We start from the raw sequence: 25,381 nt of genomic DNA on the forward strand, positions 1-25,381 counted from the left end.
GAATTGTCTCCTGATAATTTTTTCACAATTCTCATTTTACCATGGTTTGATGGGATTGTAAATGGATACTAGAAGTTTTTGAAAACGCTTGAAATATGATATAATAGTTTCATAGTTATTTTTAGGAGGATATCATGGGGAGATTTTTAGACTTTGTCTTTAATCGTTTCTTTTTAGGGATGATTGCGACAGCCTTCTTTTGGCTATTAACTTTAGCAGGAGGGATTATCCTTGGTCTAGCGCCGGCTAGTGCCACCTTGATGAGCCTATATGCAGAACATGGTTATAGCTTTCGGGAATACAGTTTGAAGGAGGCGTGGTCTCTCTATAAGCAAAATTTCGTCTCAAGCAACCTGATTTTCTATAGCTTTTTAGGGGTGGATCTAGTTTTGGTCTATGGCCTGTATCTCTTGGTGCAATTGCCTCATCAGACTATTATTCATTTGATTGCGACCTTTTTGAATGTCCTAGTAGTTGCCCTGATCTTTTTGGCCTATACAGTGTCTTTGAAATTACAAGTTTATTTTGATTTGTCCTATCGAAATAGTCTCAAACTATCCTTGATTGGCATCTTTATGAGCTTAGCGGCTGTGGCCAAGGTTCTCCTTGGGACAGTGCTACTTGTGGCAATTGGTTACTATATGCCTGCCCTACTTTTCTTTGTAGGAATTGGGATGTGGCATTTCTTTATCAGTGATATGTTGGAACCGGTCTATGAAAGTATCCATGAAAAATTGGCGACAAGATAGAATGAAGCAGTTTTGGCTACATACGCTTCTAAGAACCTACAGTTCAGTTATGATGATTATTATTGCGAGTTTTGCAATCTTACTCTCTTACGCTGACTGGGATTCACGGGAAAAGGAAGCTCAAAGAGTAGCCCAACGTGTAACCACTCGAACAGTCGATGAGGTGGAGTATTATTATCGGGAGTCAGCCCAACTGGCGCAAGATTTAGTAGCCAATCAAGAACGGATACAAGGGATTTATAAGTACTTTAGCTTGTCAACTTCTGAGTATTTTTATTGGCTGTTGGAGCATCAAGCAGCTTCGTCAACTTCTATTTCTCTGTATGAAAACATTGATGATCTTTATGTCCAAAATGACTCTATAACGGGTGTTGCAATCGTCTTGCAGGATTTTAAAGAAGTTTATGTGTCAACAAGGGATAAAAGAAGTGGTCATATCTTGCCTGCTGAGGCCTTTAAACCAGAGGTCAATAGTTTTGGAATTCCAGTTCTGGACCCAGCAACGGATCAGTCTATAGGAGTGGTATACATCTCCTTGGATCCAGAAGTTTTATATCATGCTATTGACAATACCCGAGGTCATATTCCGATGGCTGTTACTGTGACATCACCATTTGATACGGAGATTTTTCATATTGGTGAGAGGGTCAATAGGGAACATGAGAACTGGTTTGTCGGTGTGACCTCTCATGGCTATCAGGTTCAGGTGGCAGTTCCCAAAAATTTTGTTTTACAAGGAACGGTGACCAGCTCGGCTTTGATTGTGGGCTTGAGCATGCTCTTTATTGTTATTCTCTATCTGACTTTGAGTCAGACCTTTGCCAATTATCAAAAGCAGGTAGTGGATTTGGTGGATTCCATCCAAGCTATTGCCCAAGGACAAGAAGGTCTTCGCATTGATACGCTTGAAAAGGATCAGGAATTGCTCCTAATCGCAGAGACCACCAATGATATGTTGGATCGCTTGGAAAAGAATATCCATGATATTTATCAGTTAGAGCTTAGTCAAAAAGATGCCAATATGCGAGCCTTACAGGCTCAAATCAATCCTCATTTTATGTATAATACGCTGGAGTTCTTGCGCATGTATGCAGTCATGCAGAGTCAAGATGAGTTGGCAGATATCATTTATGAGTTCAGTAGTCTCTTGCGTAACAATATTTCCGACGAAAGAGAAACTCTTCTCAAACAGGAATTAGAATTTTGTCGTAAATACAGCTATCTCTGCATGGTTCGCTATCCCAAGTCCATTGCCTATGGTTTCAAGATAGACCCAGAGCTAGAGAATATGAAAATTCCTAAGTTTACCTTGCAACCGCTGGTAGAAAACTATTTCGCGCATGGTGTTGACCATAGACGGACAGATAATGTGATTAGTATCAAGGCTCTTAAACAGGATGGTTTTGTGGAAATTTTAGTGGTCGATAATGGCCGTGGTATGTCGGCTGAAAAACTGGCAAATATCCGAGAAAAATTAAGGCAGAGACATTTTGAACACCAAGCCAGTTACAGTGATCAAAAGCAGTCTATCGGGATTGTCAATGTCCATGAGCGTTTTGTGCTCTATTTTGGGGACCGCTATGCCATTACTATAGAGTCTGCGGAGCAAGCAGGTGTTCAGTATCGTATTACAATTCAAGATGAGTAGAAAGGGAGAAAATGTATAAAGTATTATTAGTAGATGATGAGTACATGGTGACAGAAGGTCTGAAACGTTTGATTCCCTTTGATAAGTGGGATATGGAGGTCGTCGCAACAGCCAGTCATGCCGATGAAGCCCTAGAATATGTTCAGGAAAATCCTGTCGATGTCATCATTTCAGATGTCAATATGCCCGATAAAACAGGGCTTGATATGATTCGGGAGATGAAAGAAATCTTACCAGATATTGCCTATATCCTTCTCTCGGGTTATCAGGAGTTTGATTATGTAAAAAGAGCCATGAATCTTAGTGTTGTGGATTATCTGGTCAAGCCTGTTGATAAGGTAGAGTTGGGTAATCTGCTAGAGAAGATTGCGGGTCAGCTCGGCGAGAGAGGAAAGAAAAGTCAGACTCTCAGTCAAGATTTAGATGAGGCTGGATTTGTCAGTTATTTAGGAGGTGAGGAGAATTGGTGGATAGGCCTATCCAAGGAAAAACAAGGTTCTTTCACCATTCCCTACTATGTATTGGGTCAAGACTGGCAGATTTTCATTTCTGACCAACCTCTAGATGGTTTAGTCGTTACTCCCTTTGAAGCTCCTTATCAAGAACACTTTGAACGCTGGAAGCTGAATGCTGAGAAAGCCCTCTTTTACGGCTCTGTAAATCTACAACAGTCTGAGAGTCTCTTTACCTATTACGAACCGATTTATAGGGTTATCATTCAGGGAAATCTCAATCAAATCGTAGAAGAGTTAAATCTCTTGGAGAAGGTGGTTCTTGAAAATACGCCGCGTGTTCCGATTACCAAACAGCTTTTTATCCAGTTTGTCATGGATGTCTTTCATTTGTTTGAACATCTCAAAGCTGATGATATGACGGACATTGTCAAAACCATTCATGCTATTCAAACCTTCGATGAATTGGTTCCTTATATCAAGGAAACTCTGACTCGATTCTTTGGGCAATATCGAATGAATGAAAATGTGGTTAGTGTGCTAGAAGTTATTGGTCGTGACTATCAGAAGGAACTTTCCCTCAAGGATATCAGTAAGGATCTTTTTATCAATCCTGTCTATCTGGGGCAGTTGATTAAGCGTGAAACCAATTCGACCTTCGCTGAGTTGCTAAATAAACAACGTATTAAGGCTGCCCAACAACTTTTGCTTTCAACTAGTGACAGCATCGAAGATATTTGTTATGCTGTTGGTTACAGTAATGTTGGATATTTCTATAAAGTGTTCCGAAAATTGTGCGGAAAATCGCCAAAAGCCTACCGAAAACAGGTAGAAACTACACTATAATATTTGTATCCCTTTACAAAAAGTGCTATAATATCAATAATAATATCAGGAGGTTCTATCATGAAAAAGAAACCAATTTATCTATGGGTCTTGCTAATCTTGTCTGCTCTTATTTCAGCTATGTCTCTGTTTGGAATGTTGAGTCCCTTGCCTAGCAAAGAAGTCCTTCGTGCTAAACAGTCACATGTTGCAGGACTTAGTGCCCAGCAATTAGAAGACAACATCAATTACACCTATAGAGTAGCAGAATCATCTCATTCTATTTTTAATATGGCCTTGATTGTACTATCTGCTATTTTAGTTGTAGTAGCGATTGTCTTCCTTATTCGTAAAAATTTGCAATATGCAAACTATATTTACGTTGGCTATGTTTTGCTAGCTATTATTGGTTCGATTTATAGCTATGTGACTTTACAAGACGCTGTGCAGTTAGTTCATGATGAGACCATGCGTTTAGGGATAAGTGTTATTTCACAAGCCGTTAGCATTCTCTATATCGTCATCAATGTTCTCTTCCTAGCCCTTGTCTTCTATAAGATGTGGCGTCAGCAGAAAGCCTTGGCGGAAGAAGAGGAAACAGAAGAACTTGCCTAAGTATTGACAAAAAATAACTATCAAGTTACAATCTTGGTAGTTATTTTTCGATTATACATAAAATCATGGAGGTATATATGAAGACAATTTCTTTAGTTTATATTAGTCTGAGTGGCAATACTGAAAGTTTTGTGACACGCTTGAAAGACTATCTCTTATCCCAGTACGAGGGAATTGAGGTCCAAAAGATTCATATCAAGGATTTGGTCAAGGAAGGCCAAGATTTCTATGAAATGGTCCATCCCTATGTCGCTTTTTTGCCAACCTACCTCGAAGGTGGGAATGGCGTGGATAATGGAGATGTTGAGATTTTGACGACACCAGTGGGGGATTTTATCGCCTATGGTGATAATGCTAGTAAGTGTTTTGGTGTGGTTGGTTCAGGAAATCGTAACTTTAATAACCAATACTGCCTGACAGCTAAGCAATACAGTCAACGTTTTGGTTTCCCTGTATTAGCCGATTTTGAAATGCGAGGCATGCTGGGAGATATCAAACGTGTTGCAGCAATTATTGCAGATTTGTATGAGTTGGAAAGTTAAGCTTAGGCTTAGCTTTTTTACTATCCTAGGCAGTTTTGTCAGAACTCTTACTTTCTATGCTCCAAGAGTTGATTGATATGGTCTACTTTTTTTGATGCTCTTTTATAGGAAATAGTCCAAATGATGAGGTAGACAATCGCAAACTCGATAATGAGCTGGAGGTAGAAATTCCAGTGGAAAGGGAACCAACCTGCTAGGGTTGCTAATGGGATAAAGCCTACTAGCATAAGGAAGAAATGGGTCAGAGTTGCACGGAGCATGCTCCAGTCACGGCTGAATAATCGTTTACCAAAGTTGAAGAGAATACCGATGGCTGCCCAGATAAGTGTGCAGTAGAGCAAGACCAAGGCACCGTGAACCTGATGCTGAGCCATCACTTGGCCGATGATAGAGTAGGGGTTTAGTGGTGCGTAGGTATTTGGTGCGTAAATGAGTGAAAAGATGATAGAGAGGATGAGACCGATGAGTACACCAGCAGTTGCGTCGTGGAAGATTTGTTTTTTCATAGTTCTAATTTCTCCTTGATGGTTTTTAGGTAACGGCGTGAAGAGTAGGTGAAGCTTTCGTTTTTCAAGAAAATTTCTACCAGACCGTTTGGGGTTAGCTTGAGATGAGAGATGGAGTTGATATTGATGATTTCTGATTGGGAAATTTGGATAAAATTGCTTGGCAAGAGTTCAAGAACTTGATAGAGTCGCAAATCAATGTTGTAGGTCTGACTCGCAGTTTCTGCTAGAACCTTCCGATTCTCGATATAGAAGCGTTGTATCTTACCAATCTTAACGAGATAGACCTGATCATCAATCTTTCCTTTGATTGTTTCTTTTTGGTCCAGATTTTCTGCGAACTCGATGACTTTCTGGATTTTATCGGTCTCTTGAGGTGCTTGGACAATCAGCTTTTCCTCCTTGTAAGTTTCACTAATCTGTAGTTCTACTTTCATAAATTTCTCTCCTTGTTTTTCATACAAAATTAATCTCACTTCTTGTACATCTTTATTAATACTCTTCAAAAATCAAATTCAAACCACGTCAGCGTCGTCTTGCCGTACTAAAGTACTGTCTGCGCCTAGCTTTCTAGTTTGCTCTTTGATTTTTATTGAGTATACCACTATTTTATGCCCCCTGGCAAGGGACTTTGTTTATGTGGAGGGATTTGGCTCCTATGTGGTGCTTGCTTTTCTGTCCTTTCTGAAATATGGTATAATAGCACTAATCAATTTCTAGGAAAATAGATACAGAAAGGGGCTGAAAGATGTCTCATATTATTGAATTGCCAGAGGTGCTGGCAAACCAGATTGCAGCTGGGGAGGTCATTGAACGTCCTGCCAGTGTGGTCAAAGAGTTGGTAGAAAATGCCATTGATGCTGGCTCTAGTCAGATTATCATTGAGATTGAGGAAGCTGGTCTCAAGAAGATTCAAATCACAGATAATGGTCATGGAATTGCTCACGATGAGGTGGAATTGGCCCTGCGTCGCCATGCGACCAGTAAGATAAAAAATCAAGCAGATCTCTTTCGGATTCGGACGCTTGGTTTTCGTGGTGAAGCCCTACCTTCTATAGCGTCTGTTAGTGTCTTAACTCTTTTGACTACGGTGGATGGCGCAAGTCACGGGACTAAGCTCGTCGCACGTGGGGGAGAAGTAGAAGAAATTATCCCAGCGACCAGTCCTGTGGGAACCAAGGTTTGTGTGGAGGACCTCTTTTTCAACACGCCTGCCCGCCTCAAGTATATGAAGAGCCAGCAAGCGGAGCTGTCTCATATCATTGATATTGTCAACCGTCTGGGCTTGGCCCATCCTGAGATTTCTTTCAGCTTGATTAGTGATGGCAAGGAAATGACGCGGACAGCTGGGACTGGTCAACTGCGTCAAGCTATTGCAGGGATTTACGGTTTGGCGAGTGCCAAGAAGATGATTGAAATTGAGAATTCTGACCTAGATTTCGAAATTTCAGGTTTTGTGTCCTTGCCTGAGTTAACTCGGGCCAATCGCAATTATATCAGTCTCTTCATCAATGGCCGTTATATCAAGAACTTTTTACTCAATCGTGCTATTCTTGACGGTTATGGCAGTAAGCTCATGGTGGGGCGTTTTCCACTGGCTGTCATTCACATCCATATCGATCCTTATCTAGCGGATGTCAATGTGCATCCGACTAAGCAAGAGGTGCGGATTTCCAAGGAAAAAGAACTGATGACCCTGGTCTCAGAAGCTATTTCCAACAGTCTCAAGGAGCAAACTTTGATACCAGATGCCTTGGAAAATCTTGCCAAGTCGACCGTGCGCAATCGTGAGAAGGTGGAGCAGACCATTCTCCCACTCAAAGAAAATACGCTCTACTATGAGAATACTGAGCCGACAAGACCTAGTCAAGCTGAGGTGGCTGATTATCAGGTAGAATTGACTGATGAAGGACAGGATTTAACTTTATTTGCCAAGGAAACCTTGGACCAGCTGACCAAGCCCGCAAAACTGCATTTTGCAGAGAGAAAGCCTGCTAACTATGACCAATTAGACCATCCGGAGTTAGACCTAGCTAGTCTTGATAAGGCTTATGACAAACTGGAGCGAGAAGAATCTTCAAGCTTCCCAGAGTTGGAATTTTTCGGGCAAATGCATGGAACCTATCTCTTTGCCCAAGGGCGAGATGGACTTTACATCATAGACCAACATGCGGCGCAGGAACGGGTCAAGTACGAGGAGTATCGTGAAAGCATTGGTGATGTTGACCAGAGCCAGCAGCAACTTCTAGTGCCTTACATCTTTGAGTTTCCTGCGGATGATGCTCTGCGTCTCAAGGAAAGAATGACACATTTGGAGGAAGTGGGCGTCTTTCTAGCAGAGTACGGAGAAAATCAATTTATCCTGCGTGAACATCCTATTTGGATGGCAGAGGAGGAAATTGAGTCAGGCATCTATGAAATGTGCGACATGCTACTCTTGACCAAGGAAGTTTCTATCAAGAAATATCGAGCAGAGTTGGCTATCATGATGTCCTGCAAGCGGTCTATCAAGGCCAATCATCGTATTGATGATCATTCAGCTAGACAACTCCTCTATCAGCTTTCTCAATGTGACAATCCCTATAACTGTCCCCACGGACGTCCTGTTTTGGTGCATTTTACCAAGTCGGATATGGAAAAGATGTTCCGACGTATTCAGGAAAATCACACCAGTCTCCGTGAGTTGGGGAAATATTAAACTAAAAGGAAAACTATGTACGAATATTTAAAAGGAATCATTACCAAAATCACTGCTAAATACATTGTTCTTGAAGTCAACGGTATCGGTTATATTTTGCATGTGGCCAATCCTTATGCCTATTCAGGACAGGTCAATCAAGAAGCTCAAATTTATGTGCATCAAGTCGTACGTGAGGACGCCCATCTACTTTATGGATTTCGCTCAGAAGATGAGAAAAAGCTCTTTCTTAGTCTGATTTCGGTCTCTGGGATTGGTCCTGTATCAGCTCTTGCTATTATCGCTGCTGATGACAATGCTGGCTTGGTTCAAGCCATCGAAACCAAGAACATCACCTACTTGACCAAGTTCCCTAAAATTGGCAAGAAAACAGCCCAGCAGATGGTGCTGGACTTGGAAGGCAAGGTAGTAGTTGCAGGAGATGACCTTCCTGCTAAGGTGGCAGTACAAGCTAGCGCTGAAAACCAAGAACTGGAAGAAGCCATGGAAGCCATGTTGGCTCTGGGCTACAAGGCAACAGAGCTCAAGAAAATCAAGAAATTCTTTGAAGGAACGACAGATACAGCTGAGAACTATATCAAGTCCGCCCTTAAAATGTTGGTCAAATAGGAGTAGAGCATGACAAAACGTTGTTCGTGGGTCAAGATGACCAATCCGCTCTACATTGCCTATCATGATGAGGAGTGGGGTCAGCCCCTCCATGATGACCAAGCATTGTTTGAGTTGTTGTGTATGGAAACCTATCAGGCTGTGCTGAGAGCTTTCTTCTATACTAATAGACGAAAGGGTGTGAAAATGATTTTTAAATGATACTGTGGAACGGAACAGTAGCCCTAGTATTGACTACTGTCGTTTCTATTCATATTGGCTATTCTAGGACTGAGATGAAAAAATCTATAAATGCTCAGAATAAAATTGAACCCGCAAATCTCCCCAAAACAATGGTGAGTCATGTACTTGTATTATTCCGAAAAAATACACCTCTGGTGCAGTGAGACAAATTGGTGTATCTTATAGTGGCTTCGTAGATGAAAGCTATACTCTACTATCACTCTTTGATGATGTAGAACAAATTGAAAAAGATAATAGACTTCAGACAGCTATTGATGTTGTCAGAGAACAGTTTGGTTTTTTAGCCATACAAAAAGGAACCGTCCTAACTGAAGGTTCCAGAAATATTGAACGCAGTAAACTTATCGGTGGTCATTCCGCGGGTGGATTGGAGGGATTAAAATGAAACAAGAAAAAAATACAGTACAATTTTCAGAAATCCGTAGCAAAGGATGTAATGATATTGAAATGCTTGAAAGATTTTTACATGGAATCGTTGAAACAGCAACTTCAAAACTTCGTCAGAGAAAACTCAAAACAACTGAAATATCGATACGACTAGTACATGCTAAATCTGAAAACCGATTACCATTGGAATTTACATTTAGCATTAAGCCAACAAGCTCATCTGTGATAATCTATACTGAGGTAATCAATCGCTTTAAAGAATGTTACACAGGTGGGGGAATTCAAGGTTTTACGATTCAATTTGATAAAAATACCCTTGCCTCTGCATAGAAAGGATTTGATATGATTGACCGTTCATATTTACCATTTCAATCAGCAAGAGAGTACCAGGATACAAAGATGCAAAAATGGATGGGCTTTTTCCTATCTGAACATGCATCAGCACTCTCTGATGATACAAACAAAGTAACGTACATGTCTGACTTATCACTAGAGAAGAAATTATTACTCCTCAGTCAAGTATACGCCGGGCAGCTACGCACACGCATTCAAGTGATTGAAAAAAACAAGCGTGTTTCCTACACTGGAACAATACCAAGTCTGACCAAAGATTTCATTTTGATAAAAACTACAACAGGTCACATCAATTTGAAATTAAAAGACATTATTAGTATTGAACTTGTCGAGGAGGTGCTCTATGAATCAGCTTGAGTTTCAGCGTAATCACCTACAAATGGACTATTATAGCGAGAGCTACCAAGATTTTGAACGTGACTTCTACCGCTACTCTAACATGAATATTCCATTGACCTTCCTAACTGATGATATCCTAAAAACAATGGCGACTTCACGTAAGAATTACTTTGTCCTCAATAAGGAAAAGTCCAGAGATAACCGCGATCACTTCTTCATATTTGAAGTAAGTACCGTAGATGAGAATCCGCTAATCTATCATTATACATATAAGAAAACTACAATATATTTAGCAGAAAAATAGGAGCAGTTCAATTGACTGTTCCTATTTTTAATATTCATAAAATCTAAAGTCTTTATACTCTTTAACAATGGAGTCGCCAACTAGAACAGACTATACTGACCAGCGACTACCTTAAATTTAATGTTTCAGATTTATTTTCTTATCTCTAATTTCATAAACTACATCTGCTACATTTTCGAGTAATCGTTTATCGTGGGTGATAAACACGATAGTTCCGGTGTACTCCTTCATTAGTATTTCCAAAGCCTCTAAACTTGGTATGTCAAGGAAGTTACTGGGTTCATCCATTATTAGGATGTTATATCTACCCATGAGCATTTTAGCAAGCAACAATTTTATAATTTCTCCACCGCTTAAAACAGATAAACTTTTTCCAATATCGTTCTGTTTGAACCCCATAGATGCTAGCACTGAACGAATTTCTGATATATTGTAGTCACAATCCTTCTGCATAAACTCCATAACATTCTGATTACTGTTGTACTTGTAACCATTCTGTGCAAAGTAACCTATTTTTGCCTTAGGCGAAATAGAAATTCCTTCTTCATGGTTTAAGATCATTTGGATTAAAGTTGTTTTTCCGATTCCATTACCACCAGTTAACGCCACTTTTGCTCCTAACGGAATTTGAAAAGATGCATTTTCAAACAGAGCCTTATCCCCAAATACTTTATTAATTTCTGCACCGACTATAGGGTATGGATTATGGAGCTCCAATGCTTTACTTTGCCTGAAACGAATTCTGCGAATGCCTTCCGGAGCTTCTACTTTTCCTAAGGCCGCAATCCTGTGCTCTAGGGTTTTAGCAGCATTATACATCTTTTTTTCCTTACTTCCTATTGATTTTTGATGAGCTAAACGCCCTCCGTCTTCAGTACTTTTTTTCTTTGAAGAACCTTTTGCCTTCTGTTCTATTTTACGAGCCTGTTTTCGCTTTTCCTCCGCAGCCCTTTCCAATCGGGCACGTTCCGCAATAAATTGTTCGTATTCTGCAGCTTGGCTCTTACGTTCTTCCTCTTTCTGACGAAGATAATCAGAATAGTTTCCCCAATACTCAGTGATTTTGCCATCTTTCAGTTCCCATATTTTATCTACTATTTCATCAAGAAAATAGCGGTCATGGCTAATAACTAACAGTGCACCTGTAAAATATTTTAGCTGTCCTATTAGAAAATCAATTCCTTCACGGTCTAAATGGCTCGTAGGTTCATCCGCTAAAATACCATGAACCTGTGCCGATAAGGCCTGTGCTATTTTAAGCCTTGTTTCTTCACCACCGCTCATAGTCTGTATATTTAATTGCTCAACACCTAGCTTGCCTACAAGTGCAAAATCTTTTTCCTCCTGCAGAGTTACTTCGTCCAACTGGGGAATATAGGCAAGTTCACCCAGACGATTCATTTTACATCCTGGGGGAGTTAATTCTCCTAAAAGTACCCTGAGTAAAGTGCTTTTTCCAGCACCATTTGCTCCTACTAAACCAATACGGTCATAATCATATACTTCTAATTCATTTATATCTAAAACATCGCGTCCTTTGAATTCCACACGAATGTCTTTTGCTTTTAATATTAATTCCATAACATTTCCTCCAATATTGTTTATTTTAAATCTAATTTTCTAACCTCAGTTATCATTTGGCAAACTATAGCAATGCCAATAATTAAAATACCTGATAGTAAAAACCAATGATTTACACCGATTTTATCAGCAAAGAATCCAGAAAGAATTAACCCAATTGGCATAGCAAGTGACATGATACTTCCGATCAAAGAAAATACACGTCCTAAATATTCAGGCTTAATTTTCTCCTGAAAAAGAGCTGTTTGCACACCGCTATAAAATGGCACCGAAAGCCCCATTATTGCACAGCAAACTACGAATATTACAAATCCATTTGGAGGAAGTATTCCCGAAACGGCTAAACTGGTCCCCATTATAAAAAATGAACTTGTTATTAGTAATACATGCTTTTCGAAGCCCCCTAATCTTCCTAATAATAAGCCTCCTGCTAGCATCCCAAATGCAAAGGAAATTTCCGTAATAGAAATATGCACAGGCGTTCCATTAAAGTGTTCCATGCTTATTAAAGGAAATAGTGCATTGATTGGCATATAAACAAAAGTATATAGTGTTCCTAAGAGTAATAAGGCAAACAATCCTTTGTTTTGTCTCAGAACCACAACTCCTTCTTTCATCTCCCTTATGAAATTTGGTTCTAAACTTTGCACTTGATTACCCAGCTTAGGTATACGTACAATTGCTACCGTAATAGATGCAATCACAGCACCCAATACGTCGATGGCAATAATAGCATTTAAATCCCAAACGGAGTATAAGAGTGCTGCAACTGCCGGACTAACAATATAGCTTATAGACTGCAAAGACTGACTATAGCCTGCGCATTTCGTTAGCTGTTCTTCTGGTACTAAAAGTGGTGTAACCGCATTGAGTGCTGGGGTATGAAAAGCTGTTCCAATGCTACGGATAAACAATACTATCATAATCATCCAGACAGGTAGCTCCATACAGAATGCAACAATAGCAAGCACTGCACCAGCTGCTGCGATAATTAAATCGGCACCAATCATTATCTTCTTCCTATCATGACGATCCACTAGCACACCAATGGCAGGTCCCAAAATCGCATAGGGTAAAAAACCTACTAATGAAGCCATAGACAAGACCATCGCAGATCCTGTTTTTTCTGTAAGGTAAAAAATAATCGCCATTTGCAGGATGGCACTAGTGATTAATGATACTGCTTGCCCTGCCCATATTGCATAAAATTTTCGTTTCCAATTGTTGTATTTTTCCATTTATATTATCTCCTGCATATTATTTTGCTTGAATTTCTATTTTGAATAGCATTCTAGGCAATAAAAAATGCAGGCCAAACCCCACAATGTGGCTTTTGGTCTGCATACATACAATTTGGAAACATTCATATTAAAGACATAGTTAAATAAAGGTATAGTTAAATAACCAATATCCTCACCGTAACTAATGAATGCTCAATATCGTATAAATAAGCACAACAAAAAAGCCTATCATCGGGTATAGATTCTGCTTTTTTTATTGCCAGCTTATCTTAAACGCATTGAGGCTGTCATAGTTTCGGTTCCTCCTACATCTTTGTTTATATCAATTTATAGTATAACACAACAAGATGATATGTTCAATATAAAAGTTATGGAATGAGACTCATACTTCCAATTCGATGCCAGATTTAAAGGATATGACGAAGTTTTCTTCATAGACTGTAACGCTCTGGATTATCTTCCTTAGTAGCAAGCGATTAGCTTTCACAAAATCTTCTGTTTGTAGTTTTAAAAATTCATCAGGATTTTCTAACTCAACCTCAAAATATTTCATTTTACATTCCCTCATTTCATTTATTGATAAATTGAGTTTGCAAAAAAGAGTGGACAATTTTTGTCTACTCTTAACCTTTAAAATAGTTTTTTTTAATCGATTTGAAGTTGCCTAAATTATTACTTATTCGGTAAAATGAAGTATTGCTTTCAACAGATTTCCTTCAACTACACTTCACTTGATTCAAACAAGGTGGGTACATTTCTATTCCCACAAACTCCTTGTCAATGGAAACAAACACGTACCCACAGGGTAAATGGAAATAGAAACTGATAATTTCTAGCTATCACTTCTACTCATTCCAAAAATTTTCTCACTCTGATACTTACCCACCATAAAGCAAAAAGCCTTGCAATCAAGGCTTTCATTATCCCTTTCGTTCAAAGGTTTCTAAGCTTTTACGAGCAGAGCGACACACTCAGCGGTTCGCTATCTCCGTTCTGTCTGCGTGCTAGCACTTGTCAATCACGGACAGCTATCGCATGGGCGGAAGTAAATGCTAATCTTCGTCGTTTTACTCCTTGACTAGCAAACTTACCGCCTCAACATGGTCTGTCTTGGGAAACGGTGCTCAACAAACGTCAAGCTTTCCGAGAAGCATTTTATGGCTATCAAATTCAAGCGGTCGCAGAAATGACCGATACTGAATTGGAAGACTTGCTGGATAATCCAGCCATCATCCGAAATAGAGCCAAGATTTTTGCTACACGCGCTAACGCCCAAGCCTTTCTACGACTACAGGAAGACCATGGCTCTTTTGATGCCTATCTTTGGTCTTTTGTTGAGGGGAAAACGATTGTTAACGATGTTCCCGATTACCGCCAAGCCCCAGCTAAAACACCTTTGTCTGAGAAATTAGCCAAAGATCTCAAAAAACGAGGCTTCAAGTTCACAGGACCAGTCGCTGTCTTGTCTTTTCTACAGGCTGCAGGGCTAGTTGATGACCATGAGAATGATTGTGAGTGGAAAAGCGGTCATTAGTGTGTACAGGTAACGAGCATATCTGAGAATATAGAAAAAAGCTGAGAAATTTTTCCCAGCTTTTTATATATACTATTAGATTTGTTAGAGTGAAGTCAAAAAAGTGATTCCACCTAAAATAACACCAGCTGAATTTGGAATGATTAGTATCCAATCCTTCTTAGGTTCCTTTGTCCATCCATAAATAACCCAGATTAAGCAAGATATAGCAGCTGATAAAGGTTGAAATGGTTGAGCTTTATTTCCCTGTAAATTAGCGATAATTTGAGGTATGTAGGCAATAAATACTATAATTCCAATAAAGGCACCAATAGAACCTACGATTCGATTAATTTTTTGTTTTGTCATATACACCTCCTTCAAAAGGATATCATAGAAATTAGCGAAATGCAATAAATTCAGATACAAATTGTAACGAAAACGAATACAAAAGCACAAAAATAGAGAAACTATTTATTTTTTGTTATAGTCAAAGCAAATGATTTGCTCCTTTGCATCTACATAGGCGTGAACTCCGAAGGGGACAATTGCTCTTGGAGTTGCGTGGCCGACATTCAAATTATAGACAATCGGGATATTGCTATCAATGATATCCAATAGTGCCTCTTTATAGTCGTCATAGAAAGTTTCATCCATAGGTTTTCCGACCAAGAGTCCATTGATGACCGCGAATATGCCAGTGTCCTTTAAAGTTCGCAACATCTTTTTGAAGTCTTCCGGCTCAGGCTTTTCTTCGCTTGTTTCTAGCAAGAGAATTTTTCCTTCCCAGTCTGATAAGCCAGGGAAAAGTTTGTATTTTTGGCAGAGCTCCGTGCTGTCTGCGTATCGAGAGTTGTCAAAGATATCGTAGAGGGATTCGAGACACCCACCGAGGATTTCTCCCTCGAACTGGGCATTTCCTTGCAACAACTCAAAACCAGTGTTTGCATGACTGACACGAGGTGTTCCTAGAGCCTTGGGACTGAAGTCAGTTCGTTCCTCATACCAAACGTCACTGGGGCGGATTTCTGAAATTCTTCCAGTCTCAATCAATTCTTTAAAGTAGTGAAAGCTATAGGGTAACATCTCCTTGTCTAATTCACAAATGTCTGCTAAAAAGGATTGACCATAAAAAGTTTTAACACCTAGTTTATGCAACATGAGATGGTTCATGGTTGTATCCGAGAAACCAAGAAAAATCTTTTGTTTGATAACCTTTTCTAGTTGGTCATTTTCAAAAAGGTAGGGCAACAAACGATAGGTATCATCCCCACCGATGGCGCATAGGATCATGTCGATGCTATCGTCCGAAAAGGCCTGCATCAAATCCTCCGCACGGGCTTCAGGATGGTCCTTGATAAAGTCTAAGCCTTTTAACGAATGGGGCAAAAAGATAGGATTGAGTCCCAAGTCCTTGAGACGTTGGACACCCAAGTCCACTTCGTGTTTGACAAAGTCTTCTCCGATAATGCCACTAGATAAACTAACAATACCAACAGTAGAAACCATATCTCATCCTCCTAGAAATAGATTGATACTCTTCGAAAATCAAATTCAAACCACGTCAGCTTTGCCTTGCCGTACTCAAGTACAGCCTGCGGCTAGCTTCCTAGTTTGCTCTTTGATTTTCATTGAGTATGAGCCTATTCTATCACAAAAGATGAGAGAAAACTATAGGAATTAGAGTCAGAAGTACTATTGAATCTCAAGAAAGCAAGTGAAAAAGCAACCGCCTGTGCAGTTGCTTTTCGTTTTTCTAATCTCACTAGATATGAGTTACTTGGTCAACTCTTGATTATAGGAGAGGGCTAAATCAATCCAGTAAGGAAGTTCTTTTTGACCTTCGCTATCTAGGTCTATATAGCCATGATAAGGTCGCCCTCTCATCAATGTGGTATGAGCTCCTGTTCGGGGTAGAACTTGCTTTTCCGTTTCTTTGCCAATTCTCACCATAACCAGCTCGTCCTTTCTGGAACTGACAGTAAGGACCATTTTCCCACGAATCATAAAGGCCAGACCACCAAACAGTTTCTTTTCTTCTAACTCTTCTTCGAAAATTTGGGGAGGAAGTTTGAGTGCTAGAATTTTTCGAATCTGCTTAGCTAAAGATTGACTATATGCCATAGCTTTTCACTTTTCTTAATAACGTGTTGGTCCTGCACTTGCGCTGCGGATGTTCAAGCGTTTCTTGAGATAGAAGCGAAGGGCTAGGAGGGCTGCTCCGATAATAGCTAGTGGCAATGGAGCAAGTACGGGGTTAAGGCTAGCTGGTAGGAAGCTTGTTGCAAAGAAGACAAGCAACCAAAGGAACATAGAAGCTAGGATAACCAGTACAGATTTCCAGAAAGGTGGACGTTGACTGCGGTCCATATCTGGTCCGTAGTATTGGTAAACAAAGTAGTACATCAAGTAGAAGGCAAATCCACCAACCAGTCCAACTAGCAGGAGGGTGATCAAACCGTAACCGATAGCCTGATCTGCTGAGAAGAAGGTTGTGAGGGCGCTGACGAGGGCAAAGAGGCTAGTGATGAAAAGGGCTGAGTCCATAATCATGAGTTTTGGATCATCATTTTCTTTTGGATGCTCTTTTTCATATTGTTCCTTGACAGTGAAACTATGAGCCCAATGGGTCGGTGCGCCATAGAGGGAACGAGCAGTTGTACCTTTGGCTTGCTCCTCAAGGATTTGGGGAATGACTTCCTCAAAAATAGTTTTGATTTCAGCGTCTGTTTTTCCATCTTTGATGAATTGTTGGGTAGCGATATGGACAAACTCTTGGTTTTTCTTAGTTAATTTTTGTAGATCAATCTGATACATAGGAACTCCTCTTAGAACCATTTTTTATGGATGAGATAGAGAGTGAGCGAGACACTCATAGCAAAGGCGATAAAGACGATTAACCAGAAGGCATTTGGCTCGCCGTTTAGGGGGATTTCATTATCCTTAAAGTTCATCCCGTAGGCAGAAAAGACCATGGTTGGGATGGACATGACGATGGTCACAAGGGCCAAGGTTTTCATGATGTTGTTCTGGTTGTTGGAAATGATAGAGGCGAAGGTCTCTGTCATAGAATGCAAGACGTTTCCATAAATGTCTGCCATCTCGATGGCCTGTTGGGTTTCAATCAAGGTATCTTCAAGCAGGTCTTCGTCCTCAAGGTATTTCTTGATATTGCTGGTTGAGCTGGTCAATTTCTTAATCACACGCTCATTTGTTTTGAGGGAGGCCTTGAAATAGACGATGGTTTTTTCCAATTCCATGAGCTCAATCAATTCTTCATTACGAGTTGATTGATGCAGTTGACTTTCGATTTGTTCGCTCTTACGGTCAATCGAACGAAGGGCTGTTAGGTAAAGCTCTGCATTGCGATAGAGAATCTGGAAGATGAAACGCGAACGCATGAACGTATAAAAATTACGCAAGCGACGGTTGATAAAGACATCGAGGACTGGTAGAGGTTCCAAACACGTAGTGATAATGGTTTCCTCGGTGATGATAATACCGAGCGGGATGGTTACGTAGTAGGTGCGGTTATTTCTTTCCTCTGTGACCGGCACGTCTACGATAATCAGGGTGTACTCGTCTTCAATGGTAATACGAGACATTTCTTCCGCATCGAGCGGTGCTCGAAGGTCGGCAATGTCGATATCGAAGGCGTTAGCAATTTCGAGTGATTCATTTTGAGTCGGATTGACGAGATTGATCCAAGTACCCGGTTCAAGCGTATCGATCTCTTTAAATTCAGTTGTTGTAGAGAGAAAAACTTGTTTCATATCCCTTATCCTTTATCATTTTTCAGATTTTTTCATACCGTACTATTATACTACAAAATCGGCCTTTTTCAAAATAAATCTAACAAAAATCTTGTTGCTATTGGATTTTTACTTTGTCTTGAAATGTTGATTTTTAAATTTGCTCCCCTTTTTGCTCCCCCTATAGTGCTTTTAGTGCAGTTTCGTAGAATGATACTGCTTTTTTTGCGTTCTCTTTTGAGAGGTGGCTATATATATCCATGGTCATTGATAAAGTGGAATGACCTAGGCGGTACTGGAGTTCCTTGTATGGTATTCCAGAGTTAAGCAAGAGACTAGCGTGAGTGTGACGGAAACCATGAAAACCTATATTCGGAACATCAGCACGCTTAAAATGTGTTTGCAATCTTCTTTTAAGTCTTGAACTGCTAGGATACTCATGAATAAAATCAGAAAATACCACGCTTTCACGTTGTCCTATCTTCCAGGCCTCTTTAGTTTGGCGTAGTTTGTACTGTTTTAGCATGCTAACAGTCGCTTGATCTATATCTATATCCCGATGACTAGCCTTAGATTTTGGGCTATTAATTTCTAAATCACGATTTAGTGTTTTGGTGACATGTACCACGGCATTATCTAAATCTATATCAGACCAGGAAAGAGCTAAAGCTTCGTTGATACGGCAACCAGTAGCCAATAGGAACTTATAGAGCGTTGTCTCATAGTAATAACGGTATCTATGAGTATCTAAATTATCGAGATAACCAAGAAATTTTTTTAGTTCTTGATTTTCAAAGTGTTTTACCTTTTGGCGCTTTGCTTTCTGAGTGTTACGAGGTAAAACAACATCACGCGCAGGATTGGACGGTATAGCTTGCATGGTTACGCCATACTGTAAGATACGTTTGTTTAAAGCGTGTATCTTGTCATAATGTAGAAAAGCCCCTTTTTCCCCTCTATTCGTTTTATCAGCAAGTTTATTGACTATGCTTTGGATAAGTGGAGTAGTGAGCTTATCGAGCTTGTAAGCCCCAAAAATAGGCAGTATATGATTGTCAATTAACTTTCTAACATTGCCTTGAGTGTTTGGCTTAACCGTATTCTTATAACTTTCTAACCAGAGATTGGCTAATTCTTGATAGTTTTTTATGGTGCTAGCCTTTTGTCTAGTAGATCCTGCTTTTTGAAAAGCAATTTTTTCTTGAGTAGCTTTCTGCTTAACTTCCTTTTGTGTCCGCCCCGTTACCTTAGTTTTAACTTTCTTTCCTGTTACCTGGTCAACTCCTAGATATACATTAGCACGATAGACTGTAGATCCGTCTTTTTTGGTGTATTCTGTTATTTTCATGATGATAAACCTTTCTAAAATACATCAGCAGGCAAGCCATTATCAAAAAGGTTTTATATCATGCTAGGGCTTCATAGTTTGCCCTGTATTCGATTTTAAAGAGTCAGACGGTAAATAATACCAGAGTTGGAAACAAGGCGGATATGGGGCTTATATAGGCTTGTTTATAGTAAACAGGCCTGTATTTAAAGTTTTTTATCGTCAGTTAGCTGTTTTAAAGTTTTTTCAAAGTCCGAGTTTATTTTTTGAGTTTTGTTGAATAGTTGGTATTCTGCTTTTGCTTTATCTTTCGCAACCTTGGAAGTGATTTTCCCATGACCTTCTAAAATATCGTATTCTTGGAAAGTCAAAAAGCGGTCAATGCTTTGGGCTAGTTGTTGCATTGTCTGAGCTTTTCGCTGTTCTATCTGTCTTTCCAGGTAATCAAAATAGCTAGATATTCCTCTTTCAAGGGAACGGATTTCTGTTTCTGAAAGGTAATTCTTTGCTATTTGGGTATCTGCTTGCAGTATGCGACCGTTAGGGGAGTTTTTCCATGTTGTAAGTCCCATGTTGTCTTTTGTGTGGTCAGCTTTCGTGTAGATAATTTCCGCAGCAGTTTGGCCAGTGATTGCATAATGAAACTTATTCTGTACATCAGCATAGAATTGCTTAGTCAACGTACTTTGTGGATCATAGTCAATAGAGATTTCTGCAAAAATATCTGTAATCTGCAACCATATACGACGCTCACTAGCTCGGATAGAACGCACGCGCTCCAAGAGCTCACGGAAATAGTCTTTTTCCAGCAAGTTTTCGCCTTGTTTCAGACGGTTGTCATCCATGGCGAACCCTTTTATCATGTACTCACGAAGTACCGAAGTAGCCCACTGTCTAAACCGCGTGGCTTTTTGAGAATTGACACGGTAACCAACTGAAATGATGGCGTCAAGATTGTAGAAATCAACTTGGCGGACAACTTCACGACTACCCTCTATTTGAACTGTTTCCATTTTGGAAATAGTTGCTTTTTCTTCTAATTCGCCCTCTTCAAAGATATTTTTTAGGTGTTTACTAATTGCAGGAACACCGACATCGAAAAGTCTAGCCATTTCTTTCTGACTAGCCCAAATCGTTTCGCCTTTGATGATGACACTAGCTGTCTCGCTATCGTTGTCAGCGGTATAGATTAAGAATTGTAATTCGTTCATGAGATCCTTTCTAAAATATTGTAAGTGGTTGACATTTGTTGACATCAACAAAATTAGTAGCTATGGAGCTTATATAGGCTTGAAGCTCGAACGAAGCTTGAGAAATCACGCGCCTTTGTTGGTATAATCGGACTTTTCGGCTACCCTAAAAAAATATTAGGGATGAGGTTCCAGGGATTTTTATGTTACAATACTATTAAAGACTATTGGGAGCGATAATATGAAAACAATGAAAATTACTCTTATAATTACCTCACTATTATGGACATTTGTGAACTTTTGTCAAGCTTTACATTCACCTACTGTGGTAAATCTGACTAGTTTTATCGGAATTGTTCCCATTATTACAGCTTTGTATTCCGAAATTGATTGGATTTATATTCATTGGAATAAATGTATAGCCAAGATATTTTTAAAAACAGTTTCTTTTACCCCAAAAAGTTCTAAATTGTTAAAACAAACTATTACACTTAACCAATTAGAAAAGCAAATCCGATCCGTACTCAAGGGAAACGACTATTCCATAAATGAAGCTACTTTCAGAAAAACTCATGAAGATATCTATATAGACATAGAGTCAACAAAAGGTATCAAGAATAAGTTGAGTATTAGTTTACATCCAGAAAGTAATGGCCAGAGATTAATATTCAAGGCTGACTATCAATTAGCGTACAGAGATGTAAAAGACCAGTGGGACTCTTTTTTGTCACTAAGAGATAATCTGTTTTCTATTTATTCTATGGAAGAAAGTAGCAAAGAACGGTTTGATGTAACCATTAAGACTGATAAACACAGGAAATATAATCCATTTTACAGACTGACTGTACGGCATCTTGGAAAGAAAGAGGTAAAGAAATTTGATTTGCAATTTAAGGACAATGATCTATCGGTCAAAACTACCCTAAATAAGATTTATGGAACATCTAATAATCGTCAAGACATAGAAAAATTAATTAATGAATATATACCATTGTCACGTTTATGATAGCACTCCAATTTTAATTAGTGTTGCGATAGAAAATTCTAGCATCGGATATTCTTTTTGTTCGGAGATATCTGTCAAAGACGTGAAAGAGAGAATAGTACCAGATTGAGTCAGCATTATCGTTCTTGATTTACCCAATATATCCAATGTCCCTATTATTTTTGTTGCTTCATCATTTGACAAAGCTTCGATTGCTTCATCGTTTACATCGACCTCGTCTCCTGAAAATGACTTGCTTGAGACACCAGCATCAGTACTATTAAAACTAACTCCTTTTGTTTGTGGCATCATGTTGGAAATTGCCATTAAATCAAATTTTAGCGATGTATAATTAATATTTAGTGAATCAATTTTTTCCAATTCTTTTAAAAATTTTTTTGCGGTAGGAGTTGTTGTAGTCAAAAATAATAATTGATCAGTTTGCGAATAAAAAATATCGAATTCAAAGGCTTTTTGGTAATTGTCGTATTGTTGATATTCGTCAGCATCGGAGTTATATACTAAGATTTCATCGTCGATTGTCTTTGTATAACTTCCTTTAAATTTAGTGTATACTTTTCCTTCTATGGTCAATGTTTGGCCAGTTGTTGTAATAGAGCCAATGGTAACATTGGCTTTTTTGATATCTGTAGTCCCGTTCGGTATTTCAAATTCAGAGACTTGCCTAACAGAAATAGAAGTAGCTCCCATAATTTTTTCTCCTTTTTTAATCTGACAATTTCATCAATAATTGATATTTAGGTATATAGATTGAGATGATTAAAAATCTTCATTTTTCCAATCCCTCACAAGAGGAAAAATTTCTACTTTTACTTCAGGAGTAAGATAGTTACCAGACTCACAATAACTTGAGATTTTTACCTCTAATATATTTTTTATATCTGTTTGAAATTGTACAGGGATAGTTGATAAAAATTTTAAATTATCTTTATAATCCTTTGCTTCTTTAGCTAAATTTAGGTAGATATGTGGTTTTAAAGTCATATCAAATCCATTGTATATAGGTTCCTCATCAAACGAACCAGAGTATTCAATGGTTTTTATTTTTGAGCCATTTCTATAAACATTCAAGAATGCATAAGCAGGATAAGTCCCCCATTGCCATCCTTCTTCAGGAATTTCATTACTTTGACTGACATCCTCAAAATCAATATCAAAAGTAAAGTCAAAATCGTAGGGGATATAATCAAAAAAATCAGACGGACGAACGTTCAAAGCCCCAAGCAACTTGTTTATTGTATCGATACCTATTTTATCACTTTGGTTATTTGCTATTTTAGTTATTGTTGAACGAGCAATTCCAGTTTCATTCGATAAATGGAGAGTTTTTATTCCTCTATCAACCATAAGGCGGGCAAGATTATTTCTTAACATAATTGAACTCCTTTATTGTTTAATAGTATTGTAGCACAAACACTACAAAAAGAGAACTATAACTGTCAAAAAAATATAAAAAACTACATTTTGTTATTGACAACTATCAAAAAATATTGTAACATACACTTATCAAAGTGATAGCTATACGCTTCAAAAACATGCTTTGACTTAACAAAAAACGAAAGGAGGTTATCAATGAAGAACAATTTTCGCGTGATTTTAGCAAAAAAACGCCTAAAAATTTCAAAAGTTTCGACAGAGACAGGTATAGCGAGAAGTACACTTATACCTTTTTATTATGAGCGTGATGTTAATCCAACCACAAAAACCTTGCTAAAGATTGCTGACTATTTAGGAGTCACACTTGATGAACTACTGACACCAGAAGAATAGAAAGGAGCAAACAATGGAACTAGTCTACATGGACGGTAAGAAAGAGCCGTATACACTGAGCAGTATTGTGGCAGAATGTGCAGAAGTCAAGCACAGACATTTGAAGATTTTGCTAAATAAACATCGAGAGGACTTCGAGAGTTTCGGAAAGGTGCAATTTAAAATTTCACCTTCAGAGAGTGGGCAAAATGTTCGAGACTATATTTTGAACGAGCAACAAGCAACTTTGCTGATCACTTACTTACGAAATACAGAACCCGTGAAAGAGTTTAAGAAGACCCTGGTCAAAGCTTTCTTTGAAATGCGTGAGGAACTTTCTAAGTTTCGTATGCAGAGGGCGCTAGAAAAGCCAAAAAGAAAAACACTGCATGACAGCATTGAGAATTGGGAACAAGCCCCAAAGTACCCGCATAGCACCATGAACAACCTGCTACTGAAGGCAGTAACCGACAGGAACGCTAAACAGTTAATGGCGGAACGTGGGGGCTACAATGGCATTGATAGCTTGACCAGTGAGGAGCTGGAGCAATACCAAGCATTTGAAGATATGGTCATAGCCATGATTGGCTTGAATATGAGTTATCAAGAAATTAAGGCTATGGCATTCAGAAATAAAAATACACGGCAAAGAAGCGCGTGATTGCAACAAAAAAAGGCTTAGCAATAACCACACCGCAGAGCCTTTCACACTAACACTAAAACGAATTTAACAAAAAGCAGGCAAGCTATTATCAAAGAGGTTTTAGTAAAGATTTATAACTAGATTATAGCATATTTAGGGCAATTTGACCATACGGAGAGCGCCAACTCTTTAAACTGGTACTTTCTCACGCTTTCAATTTGGCGACTCTGAGCGTGAGGATTAGCATTATAAGAAACAACTCAAAAAGCCCCACGCTCTCGGTCGGCAAACTTCTGAGCGTGAGGAACTTCATTACAAGAAAAACTGTATAAGAAACAACCATTAAAAATCCCCACACTCTCCGACGGCCATCTTTGAGTGTGAGGATATCCTGGATAGTAAAAGGCATTAAAAGCTCTTAGGGCAATTACACAACATAGAAACAGAGGTAAAAAACATGACAGAAACAACATACGAGAATTTTACTAGACGTATAGACAGAATTAGCGCAGAAATGCTAGAAATTAGCGAAAAAAATGACCTATTCGGACTTTCTTTGTTGGCAAATCAGATAAAGTCCATCAAAGAAGATTTATCCCGTTTACTTTGGATTGAACTTCCTGAATTGAATGAACGCAATAAAATCGAGGCACTCTCTAAAAGAACTACGGGAATGTTTTTCAACCCTGGTATTTTTGAAATGGACGCTATGCGACAAGCATTCTTTAAACGCCAAGCTATGCACTTTTTTGACAACGAAGCAGAGCAACAGGCGTATATAGAACATGCTGAAAAGGAGTATTTAGAGGCTACTATAACCTTAAAAGATATTCTTTTTAACTCTAAAAATGGAACTCAGAGAGTAAATAAAAGTTGTCTTATAGAGAAGTTTGAGGAGGCAATGCAATGACACTAGACCTAGACAACATGACACAAGCAGAATTTGATGAAGTAATGGCTGAAATCAAGGCGAAACGCCCAAACCTCTTCCAGTTTATTGCGGATTTTGTAGATAGAAAGGTAAGTACCGAAGAGGTGGACGACTTCCTGAAGATGGAACGAAGCGACCAAGTGGACTACATCAAGAACTATAAGGCGAGGGCATAAC

30 protein-coding genes and 2 pseudogenes are annotated in these 25,381 nt (G+C 39.0%); 18 read left to right on the forward strand and 14 right to left on the reverse strand.

Annotation, left to right across the window (positions count from 1 at the left end; translation table 11 throughout):
- Positions 1-134 precede the first annotated feature (134 nt).
- The 5 genes from HT718_RS00615 to nrdI all read left to right on the forward strand — a co-directional run bounded on the left by HT718_RS00615 (position 135) and on the right by nrdI (position 4,831).
- On the forward strand, positions 135-749 hold the full coding sequence (locus HT718_RS00615; protein ID WP_173266614.1) for a YesL family protein: 615 nt from the start codon (positions 135-137) through the stop codon (positions 747-749).
- Positions 727-2,397 (forward strand): sensor histidine kinase, encoded by a 1,671-nt coding sequence (locus HT718_RS00620; protein ID WP_345890251.1) that lies wholly within the window; start codon positions 727-729, stop codon positions 2,395-2,397. The genes HT718_RS00615 and HT718_RS00620 overlap by 23 nt, the downstream gene beginning before the upstream one ends.
- Before the next feature lie 11 nt (positions 2,398-2,408).
- Positions 2,409-3,695, forward strand: coding sequence for a response regulator transcription factor (locus tag HT718_RS00625; protein WP_173266616.1), 1,287 nt, complete (start codon positions 2,409-2,411; stop codon positions 3,693-3,695).
- 60 nt (positions 3,696-3,755) lie between these two features.
- The gene (locus HT718_RS00630; protein ID WP_173266618.1) at positions 3,756-4,289 is read left to right on the forward strand and encodes an ABC transporter permease; all 534 of its coding nucleotides are present in this window, start codon (positions 3,756-3,758) and stop codon (positions 4,287-4,289) included.
- Positions 4,290-4,366: 77 nt separating this feature from the next.
- Positions 4,367-4,831: a class Ib ribonucleoside-diphosphate reductase assembly flavoprotein NrdI gene (gene nrdI, locus HT718_RS00635; RefSeq protein WP_173266621.1), complete on the forward strand. Its 465-nt coding sequence runs from the start codon at positions 4,367-4,369 to the stop codon at positions 4,829-4,831.
- A gap of 47 nt (positions 4,832-4,878) precedes the next feature.
- Here the strand turns inward: nrdI and HT718_RS00640 are convergent, their stop codons facing one another.
- A complete protein-coding gene (locus tag HT718_RS00640) occupies positions 4,879-5,337 on the reverse strand; it encodes a DUF3021 domain-containing protein (RefSeq protein ID WP_173266623.1) in 459 nt (152 codons plus the stop codon).
- Positions 5,334-5,774 carry a LytTR family DNA-binding domain-containing protein gene (locus HT718_RS00645; protein ID WP_064276766.1) on the reverse strand — a complete coding sequence of 147 codons (441 nt, stop codon included), beginning with the start codon at positions 5,772-5,774 and terminating at the stop codon, positions 5,334-5,336. The genes HT718_RS00640 and HT718_RS00645 overlap by 4 nt, the downstream gene beginning before the upstream one ends.
- A 311-nt stretch (positions 5,775-6,085) precedes the next feature.
- On the opposite strand from HT718_RS00645, the gene mutL reads away from it, so the two are divergent.
- The 7 genes and pseudogenes from mutL (at position 6,086) to HT718_RS00680 (ending at position 10,271) form a co-directional block, all read left to right on the forward strand.
- Positions 6,086-8,035, forward strand: a complete 1,950-nt coding sequence (gene mutL, locus HT718_RS00650) for a DNA mismatch repair endonuclease MutL (RefSeq protein WP_033680827.1) — start codon at positions 6,086-6,088, stop codon at positions 8,033-8,035.
- Positions 8,036-8,050: 15 nt separating this feature from the next.
- Positions 8,051-8,644: a Holliday junction branch migration protein RuvA gene (gene ruvA, locus HT718_RS00655; RefSeq protein WP_000273423.1), complete on the forward strand. Its 594-nt coding sequence runs from the start codon at positions 8,051-8,053 to the stop codon at positions 8,642-8,644.
- Between the two features lie 9 nt (positions 8,645-8,653).
- A pseudogene (locus HT718_RS00660) lies at positions 8,654-8,839 on the forward strand (DNA-3-methyladenine glycosylase I); the annotation flags it as partial.
- Positions 8,840-9,026: 187 nt separating this feature from the next.
- Entirely contained in the window at positions 9,027-9,272 is a 246-nt protein-coding gene (locus HT718_RS00665) for a hypothetical protein (RefSeq protein ID WP_001813542.1), read from the forward strand.
- Entirely contained in the window at positions 9,269-9,604 is a 336-nt protein-coding gene (locus tag HT718_RS00670; RefSeq protein WP_000806926.1) for a hypothetical protein, read from the forward strand. Before HT718_RS00665 ends, HT718_RS00670 begins: the two co-directional genes overlap by 4 nt.
- Before the next feature lie 12 nt (positions 9,605-9,616).
- On the forward strand, positions 9,617-9,985 hold the full coding sequence (locus tag HT718_RS00675; protein ID WP_000567222.1) for a hypothetical protein: 369 nt from the start codon (positions 9,617-9,619) through the stop codon (positions 9,983-9,985).
- Entirely contained in the window at positions 9,972-10,271 is a 300-nt protein-coding gene (locus tag HT718_RS00680) for a DUF5960 family protein (protein ID WP_001072467.1), read from the forward strand. The genes HT718_RS00675 and HT718_RS00680 overlap by 14 nt, the downstream gene beginning before the upstream one ends.
- A 117-nt stretch (positions 10,272-10,388) precedes the next feature.
- On the opposite strand, the gene msr(D) is transcribed toward HT718_RS00680, so the two are convergent.
- The 3 genes from msr(D) to HT718_RS00695 form a co-directional block, all read right to left on the reverse strand.
- Complete coding sequence (gene msr(D), locus HT718_RS00685) at positions 10,389-11,852, reverse strand: ABC-F type ribosomal protection protein Msr(D) (protein WP_000420313.1); 1,464 nt, start codon at positions 11,850-11,852, stop codon at positions 10,389-10,391.
- 20 nt (positions 11,853-11,872) lie between these two features.
- Positions 11,873-13,090 carry a macrolide efflux MFS transporter Mef(A) gene (gene mef(A) / locus HT718_RS00690; protein WP_000417519.1) on the reverse strand — a complete coding sequence of 406 codons (1,218 nt, stop codon included), beginning with the start codon at positions 13,088-13,090 and terminating at the stop codon, positions 11,873-11,875.
- A gap of 385 nt (positions 13,091-13,475) precedes the next feature.
- Entirely contained in the window at positions 13,476-13,646 is a 171-nt protein-coding gene (locus tag HT718_RS00695; RefSeq protein WP_000873143.1) for a hypothetical protein, read from the reverse strand.
- Between the two features lie 549 nt (positions 13,647-14,195).
- On the opposite strand from HT718_RS00695, the pseudogene HT718_RS00700 reads away from it, so the two are divergent.
- A pseudogene (locus tag HT718_RS00700) lies at positions 14,196-14,627 on the forward strand (DNA-3-methyladenine glycosylase I); the annotation flags it as partial.
- Positions 14,628-14,711: 84 nt separating this feature from the next.
- On the opposite strand, the gene HT718_RS00705 reads toward HT718_RS00700, so the two are convergent.
- The 7 genes from HT718_RS00705 to HT718_RS00735 all read right to left on the reverse strand — a co-directional run bounded on the left by HT718_RS00705 (position 14,712) and on the right by HT718_RS00735 (position 20,896).
- Positions 14,712-14,975: a SemiSWEET family transporter gene (locus HT718_RS00705; protein ID WP_000166114.1), complete on the reverse strand. Its 264-nt coding sequence runs from the start codon at positions 14,973-14,975 to the stop codon at positions 14,712-14,714.
- Positions 14,976-15,080: 105 nt separating this feature from the next.
- Positions 15,081-16,115 (reverse strand): S66 peptidase family protein, encoded by a 1,035-nt coding sequence (locus HT718_RS00710; RefSeq protein ID WP_173266625.1) that lies wholly within the window; start codon positions 16,113-16,115, stop codon positions 15,081-15,083.
- Between the two features lie 267 nt (positions 16,116-16,382).
- Positions 16,383-16,730 carry a TfoX/Sxy family protein gene (locus tag HT718_RS00715; protein ID WP_173266627.1) on the reverse strand — a complete coding sequence of 116 codons (348 nt, stop codon included), beginning with the start codon at positions 16,728-16,730 and terminating at the stop codon, positions 16,383-16,385.
- Between the two features lie 15 nt (positions 16,731-16,745).
- On the reverse strand, positions 16,746-17,423 hold the full coding sequence (locus HT718_RS00720; protein ID WP_173266629.1) for a DUF1129 domain-containing protein: 678 nt from the start codon (positions 17,421-17,423) through the stop codon (positions 16,746-16,748).
- A gap of 11 nt (positions 17,424-17,434) precedes the next feature.
- Positions 17,435-18,379, reverse strand: a complete 945-nt coding sequence (locus HT718_RS00725; RefSeq protein WP_000815623.1) for a magnesium transporter CorA family protein — start codon at positions 18,377-18,379, stop codon at positions 17,435-17,437.
- Between the two features lie 160 nt (positions 18,380-18,539).
- Positions 18,540-19,706 (reverse strand): site-specific integrase, encoded by a 1,167-nt coding sequence (locus HT718_RS00730; RefSeq protein WP_173266631.1) that lies wholly within the window; start codon positions 19,704-19,706, stop codon positions 18,540-18,542.
- 185 nt (positions 19,707-19,891) lie between these two features.
- Complete coding sequence (locus HT718_RS00735; protein WP_057487976.1) at positions 19,892-20,896, reverse strand: virulence RhuM family protein; 1,005 nt, start codon at positions 20,894-20,896, stop codon at positions 19,892-19,894.
- A 220-nt stretch (positions 20,897-21,116) separates the two neighbouring features.
- Here HT718_RS00735 and HT718_RS00740 point away from each other — a divergent pair, with 220 nt between their 5' ends.
- Complete coding sequence (locus HT718_RS00740; protein ID WP_173266633.1) at positions 21,117-21,881, forward strand: hypothetical protein; 765 nt, start codon at positions 21,117-21,119, stop codon at positions 21,879-21,881.
- Here HT718_RS00740 and HT718_RS00745 read toward each other — a convergent pair.
- Together HT718_RS00745 and HT718_RS00750 are read right to left on the reverse strand one after the other, a co-directional pair.
- The gene (locus tag HT718_RS00745; protein WP_173266635.1) at positions 21,876-22,571 is read right to left on the reverse strand and encodes a hypothetical protein; all 696 of its coding nucleotides are present in this window, start codon (positions 22,569-22,571) and stop codon (positions 21,876-21,878) included. The genes HT718_RS00740 and HT718_RS00745 overlap by 6 nt on opposite strands.
- Before the next feature lie 69 nt (positions 22,572-22,640).
- A complete protein-coding gene (locus HT718_RS00750; RefSeq protein ID WP_173266637.1) occupies positions 22,641-23,255 on the reverse strand; it encodes a helix-turn-helix transcriptional regulator in 615 nt (204 codons plus the stop codon).
- 198 nt (positions 23,256-23,453) lie between these two features.
- Here HT718_RS00750 and HT718_RS00755 point away from each other — a divergent pair, with 198 nt between their 5' ends.
- The 4 genes from HT718_RS00755 to HT718_RS00770 all read left to right on the forward strand — a co-directional run bounded on the left by HT718_RS00755 (position 23,454) and on the right by HT718_RS00770 (position 25,380).
- Entirely contained in the window at positions 23,454-23,651 is a 198-nt protein-coding gene (locus tag HT718_RS00755) for a helix-turn-helix transcriptional regulator (RefSeq protein ID WP_173266639.1), read from the forward strand.
- 13 nt (positions 23,652-23,664) lie between these two features.
- Entirely contained in the window at positions 23,665-24,291 is a 627-nt protein-coding gene (locus HT718_RS00760) for a Rha family transcriptional regulator (protein ID WP_173266640.1), read from the forward strand.
- 439 nt (positions 24,292-24,730) lie between these two features.
- Entirely contained in the window at positions 24,731-25,183 is a 453-nt protein-coding gene (locus HT718_RS00765; RefSeq protein WP_173266642.1) for a hypothetical protein, read from the forward strand.
- A complete protein-coding gene (locus HT718_RS00770; protein ID WP_173266644.1) occupies positions 25,180-25,380 on the forward strand; it encodes a hypothetical protein in 201 nt (66 codons plus the stop codon). The genes HT718_RS00765 and HT718_RS00770 overlap by 4 nt, the downstream gene beginning before the upstream one ends.
- Position 25,381: the final 1 nt, after the last annotated feature.

It is taken from the genome of Streptococcus sp. 714, from assembly GCF_013277115.1.
Taxonomy (GTDB): Bacteria; Bacillota; Bacilli; order Lactobacillales; family Streptococcaceae; genus Streptococcus.

Excerpts from the sequence above, each read along its gene's own strand:
- HT718_RS00615 (WP_173266614.1), top strand. The coding sequence starts at position 135 with ATGGGGAGATTTTTAGACTTTGTCTTTAATCGTTTCTTTTTAGGGATG.
- HT718_RS00720 (WP_173266629.1), bottom strand. The coding sequence starts at position 17,423 with ATGTATCAGATTGATCTACAAAAATTAACTAAGAAAAACCAAGAGTTT.
- HT718_RS00745 (WP_173266635.1), bottom strand. The coding sequence starts at position 22,571 with ATGGGAGCTACTTCTATTTCTGTTAGGCAAGTCTCTGAATTTGAAATA.
- HT718_RS00630 (WP_173266618.1), top strand. The coding sequence starts at position 3,756 with ATGAAAAAGAAACCAATTTATCTATGGGTCTTGCTAATCTTGTCTGCT.
- mutL (WP_033680827.1), top strand. The coding sequence starts at position 6,086 with ATGTCTCATATTATTGAATTGCCAGAGGTGCTGGCAAACCAGATTGCA.
- HT718_RS00695 (WP_000873143.1), bottom strand. The coding sequence starts at position 13,646 with ATGAAATATTTTGAGGTTGAGTTAGAAAATCCTGATGAATTTTTAAAA.
- nrdI (WP_173266621.1), top strand. The coding sequence starts at position 4,367 with ATGAAGACAATTTCTTTAGTTTATATTAGTCTGAGTGGCAATACTGAA.
- HT718_RS00735 (WP_057487976.1), bottom strand. The coding sequence starts at position 20,896 with ATGAACGAATTACAATTCTTAATCTATACCGCTGACAACGATAGCGAG.
- HT718_RS00760 (WP_173266640.1), top strand. The coding sequence starts at position 23,665 with ATGGAACTAGTCTACATGGACGGTAAGAAAGAGCCGTATACACTGAGC.
- HT718_RS00740 (WP_173266633.1), top strand. The coding sequence starts at position 21,117 with ATGAAAACAATGAAAATTACTCTTATAATTACCTCACTATTATGGACA.
- HT718_RS00755 (WP_173266639.1), top strand. The coding sequence starts at position 23,454 with ATGAAGAACAATTTTCGCGTGATTTTAGCAAAAAAACGCCTAAAAATT.
- HT718_RS00670 (WP_000806926.1), top strand. The coding sequence starts at position 9,269 with ATGAAACAAGAAAAAAATACAGTACAATTTTCAGAAATCCGTAGCAAA.
- HT718_RS00730 (WP_173266631.1), bottom strand. The coding sequence starts at position 19,706 with ATGAAAATAACAGAATACACCAAAAAAGACGGATCTACAGTCTATCGT.
- HT718_RS00765 (WP_173266642.1), top strand. The coding sequence starts at position 24,731 with ATGACAGAAACAACATACGAGAATTTTACTAGACGTATAGACAGAATT.
- HT718_RS00620 (WP_345890251.1), top strand. The coding sequence starts at position 727 with ATGAAAAATTGGCGACAAGATAGAATGAAGCAGTTTTGGCTACATACG.
- ruvA (WP_000273423.1), top strand. The coding sequence starts at position 8,051 with ATGTACGAATATTTAAAAGGAATCATTACCAAAATCACTGCTAAATAC.
- HT718_RS00750 (WP_173266637.1), bottom strand. The coding sequence starts at position 23,255 with ATGTTAAGAAATAATCTTGCCCGCCTTATGGTTGATAGAGGAATAAAA.
- HT718_RS00705 (WP_000166114.1), bottom strand. The coding sequence starts at position 14,975 with ATGACAAAACAAAAAATTAATCGAATCGTAGGTTCTATTGGTGCCTTT.
- HT718_RS00725 (WP_000815623.1), bottom strand. The coding sequence starts at position 18,379 with ATGAAACAAGTTTTTCTCTCTACAACAACTGAATTTAAAGAGATCGAT.
- HT718_RS00675 (WP_000567222.1), top strand. The coding sequence starts at position 9,617 with ATGATTGACCGTTCATATTTACCATTTCAATCAGCAAGAGAGTACCAG.
- HT718_RS00710 (WP_173266625.1), bottom strand. The coding sequence starts at position 16,115 with ATGGTTTCTACTGTTGGTATTGTTAGTTTATCTAGTGGCATTATCGGA.
- HT718_RS00680 (WP_001072467.1), top strand. The coding sequence starts at position 9,972 with ATGAATCAGCTTGAGTTTCAGCGTAATCACCTACAAATGGACTATTAT.
- HT718_RS00645 (WP_064276766.1), bottom strand. The coding sequence starts at position 5,774 with ATGAAAGTAGAACTACAGATTAGTGAAACTTACAAGGAGGAAAAGCTG.
- HT718_RS00640 (WP_173266623.1), bottom strand. The coding sequence starts at position 5,337 with ATGAAAAAACAAATCTTCCACGACGCAACTGCTGGTGTACTCATCGGT.
- HT718_RS00770 (WP_173266644.1), top strand. The coding sequence starts at position 25,180 with ATGACACTAGACCTAGACAACATGACACAAGCAGAATTTGATGAAGTA.
- HT718_RS00715 (WP_173266627.1), bottom strand. The coding sequence starts at position 16,730 with ATGGCATATAGTCAATCTTTAGCTAAGCAGATTCGAAAAATTCTAGCA.
- HT718_RS00625 (WP_173266616.1), top strand. The coding sequence starts at position 2,409 with ATGTATAAAGTATTATTAGTAGATGATGAGTACATGGTGACAGAAGGT.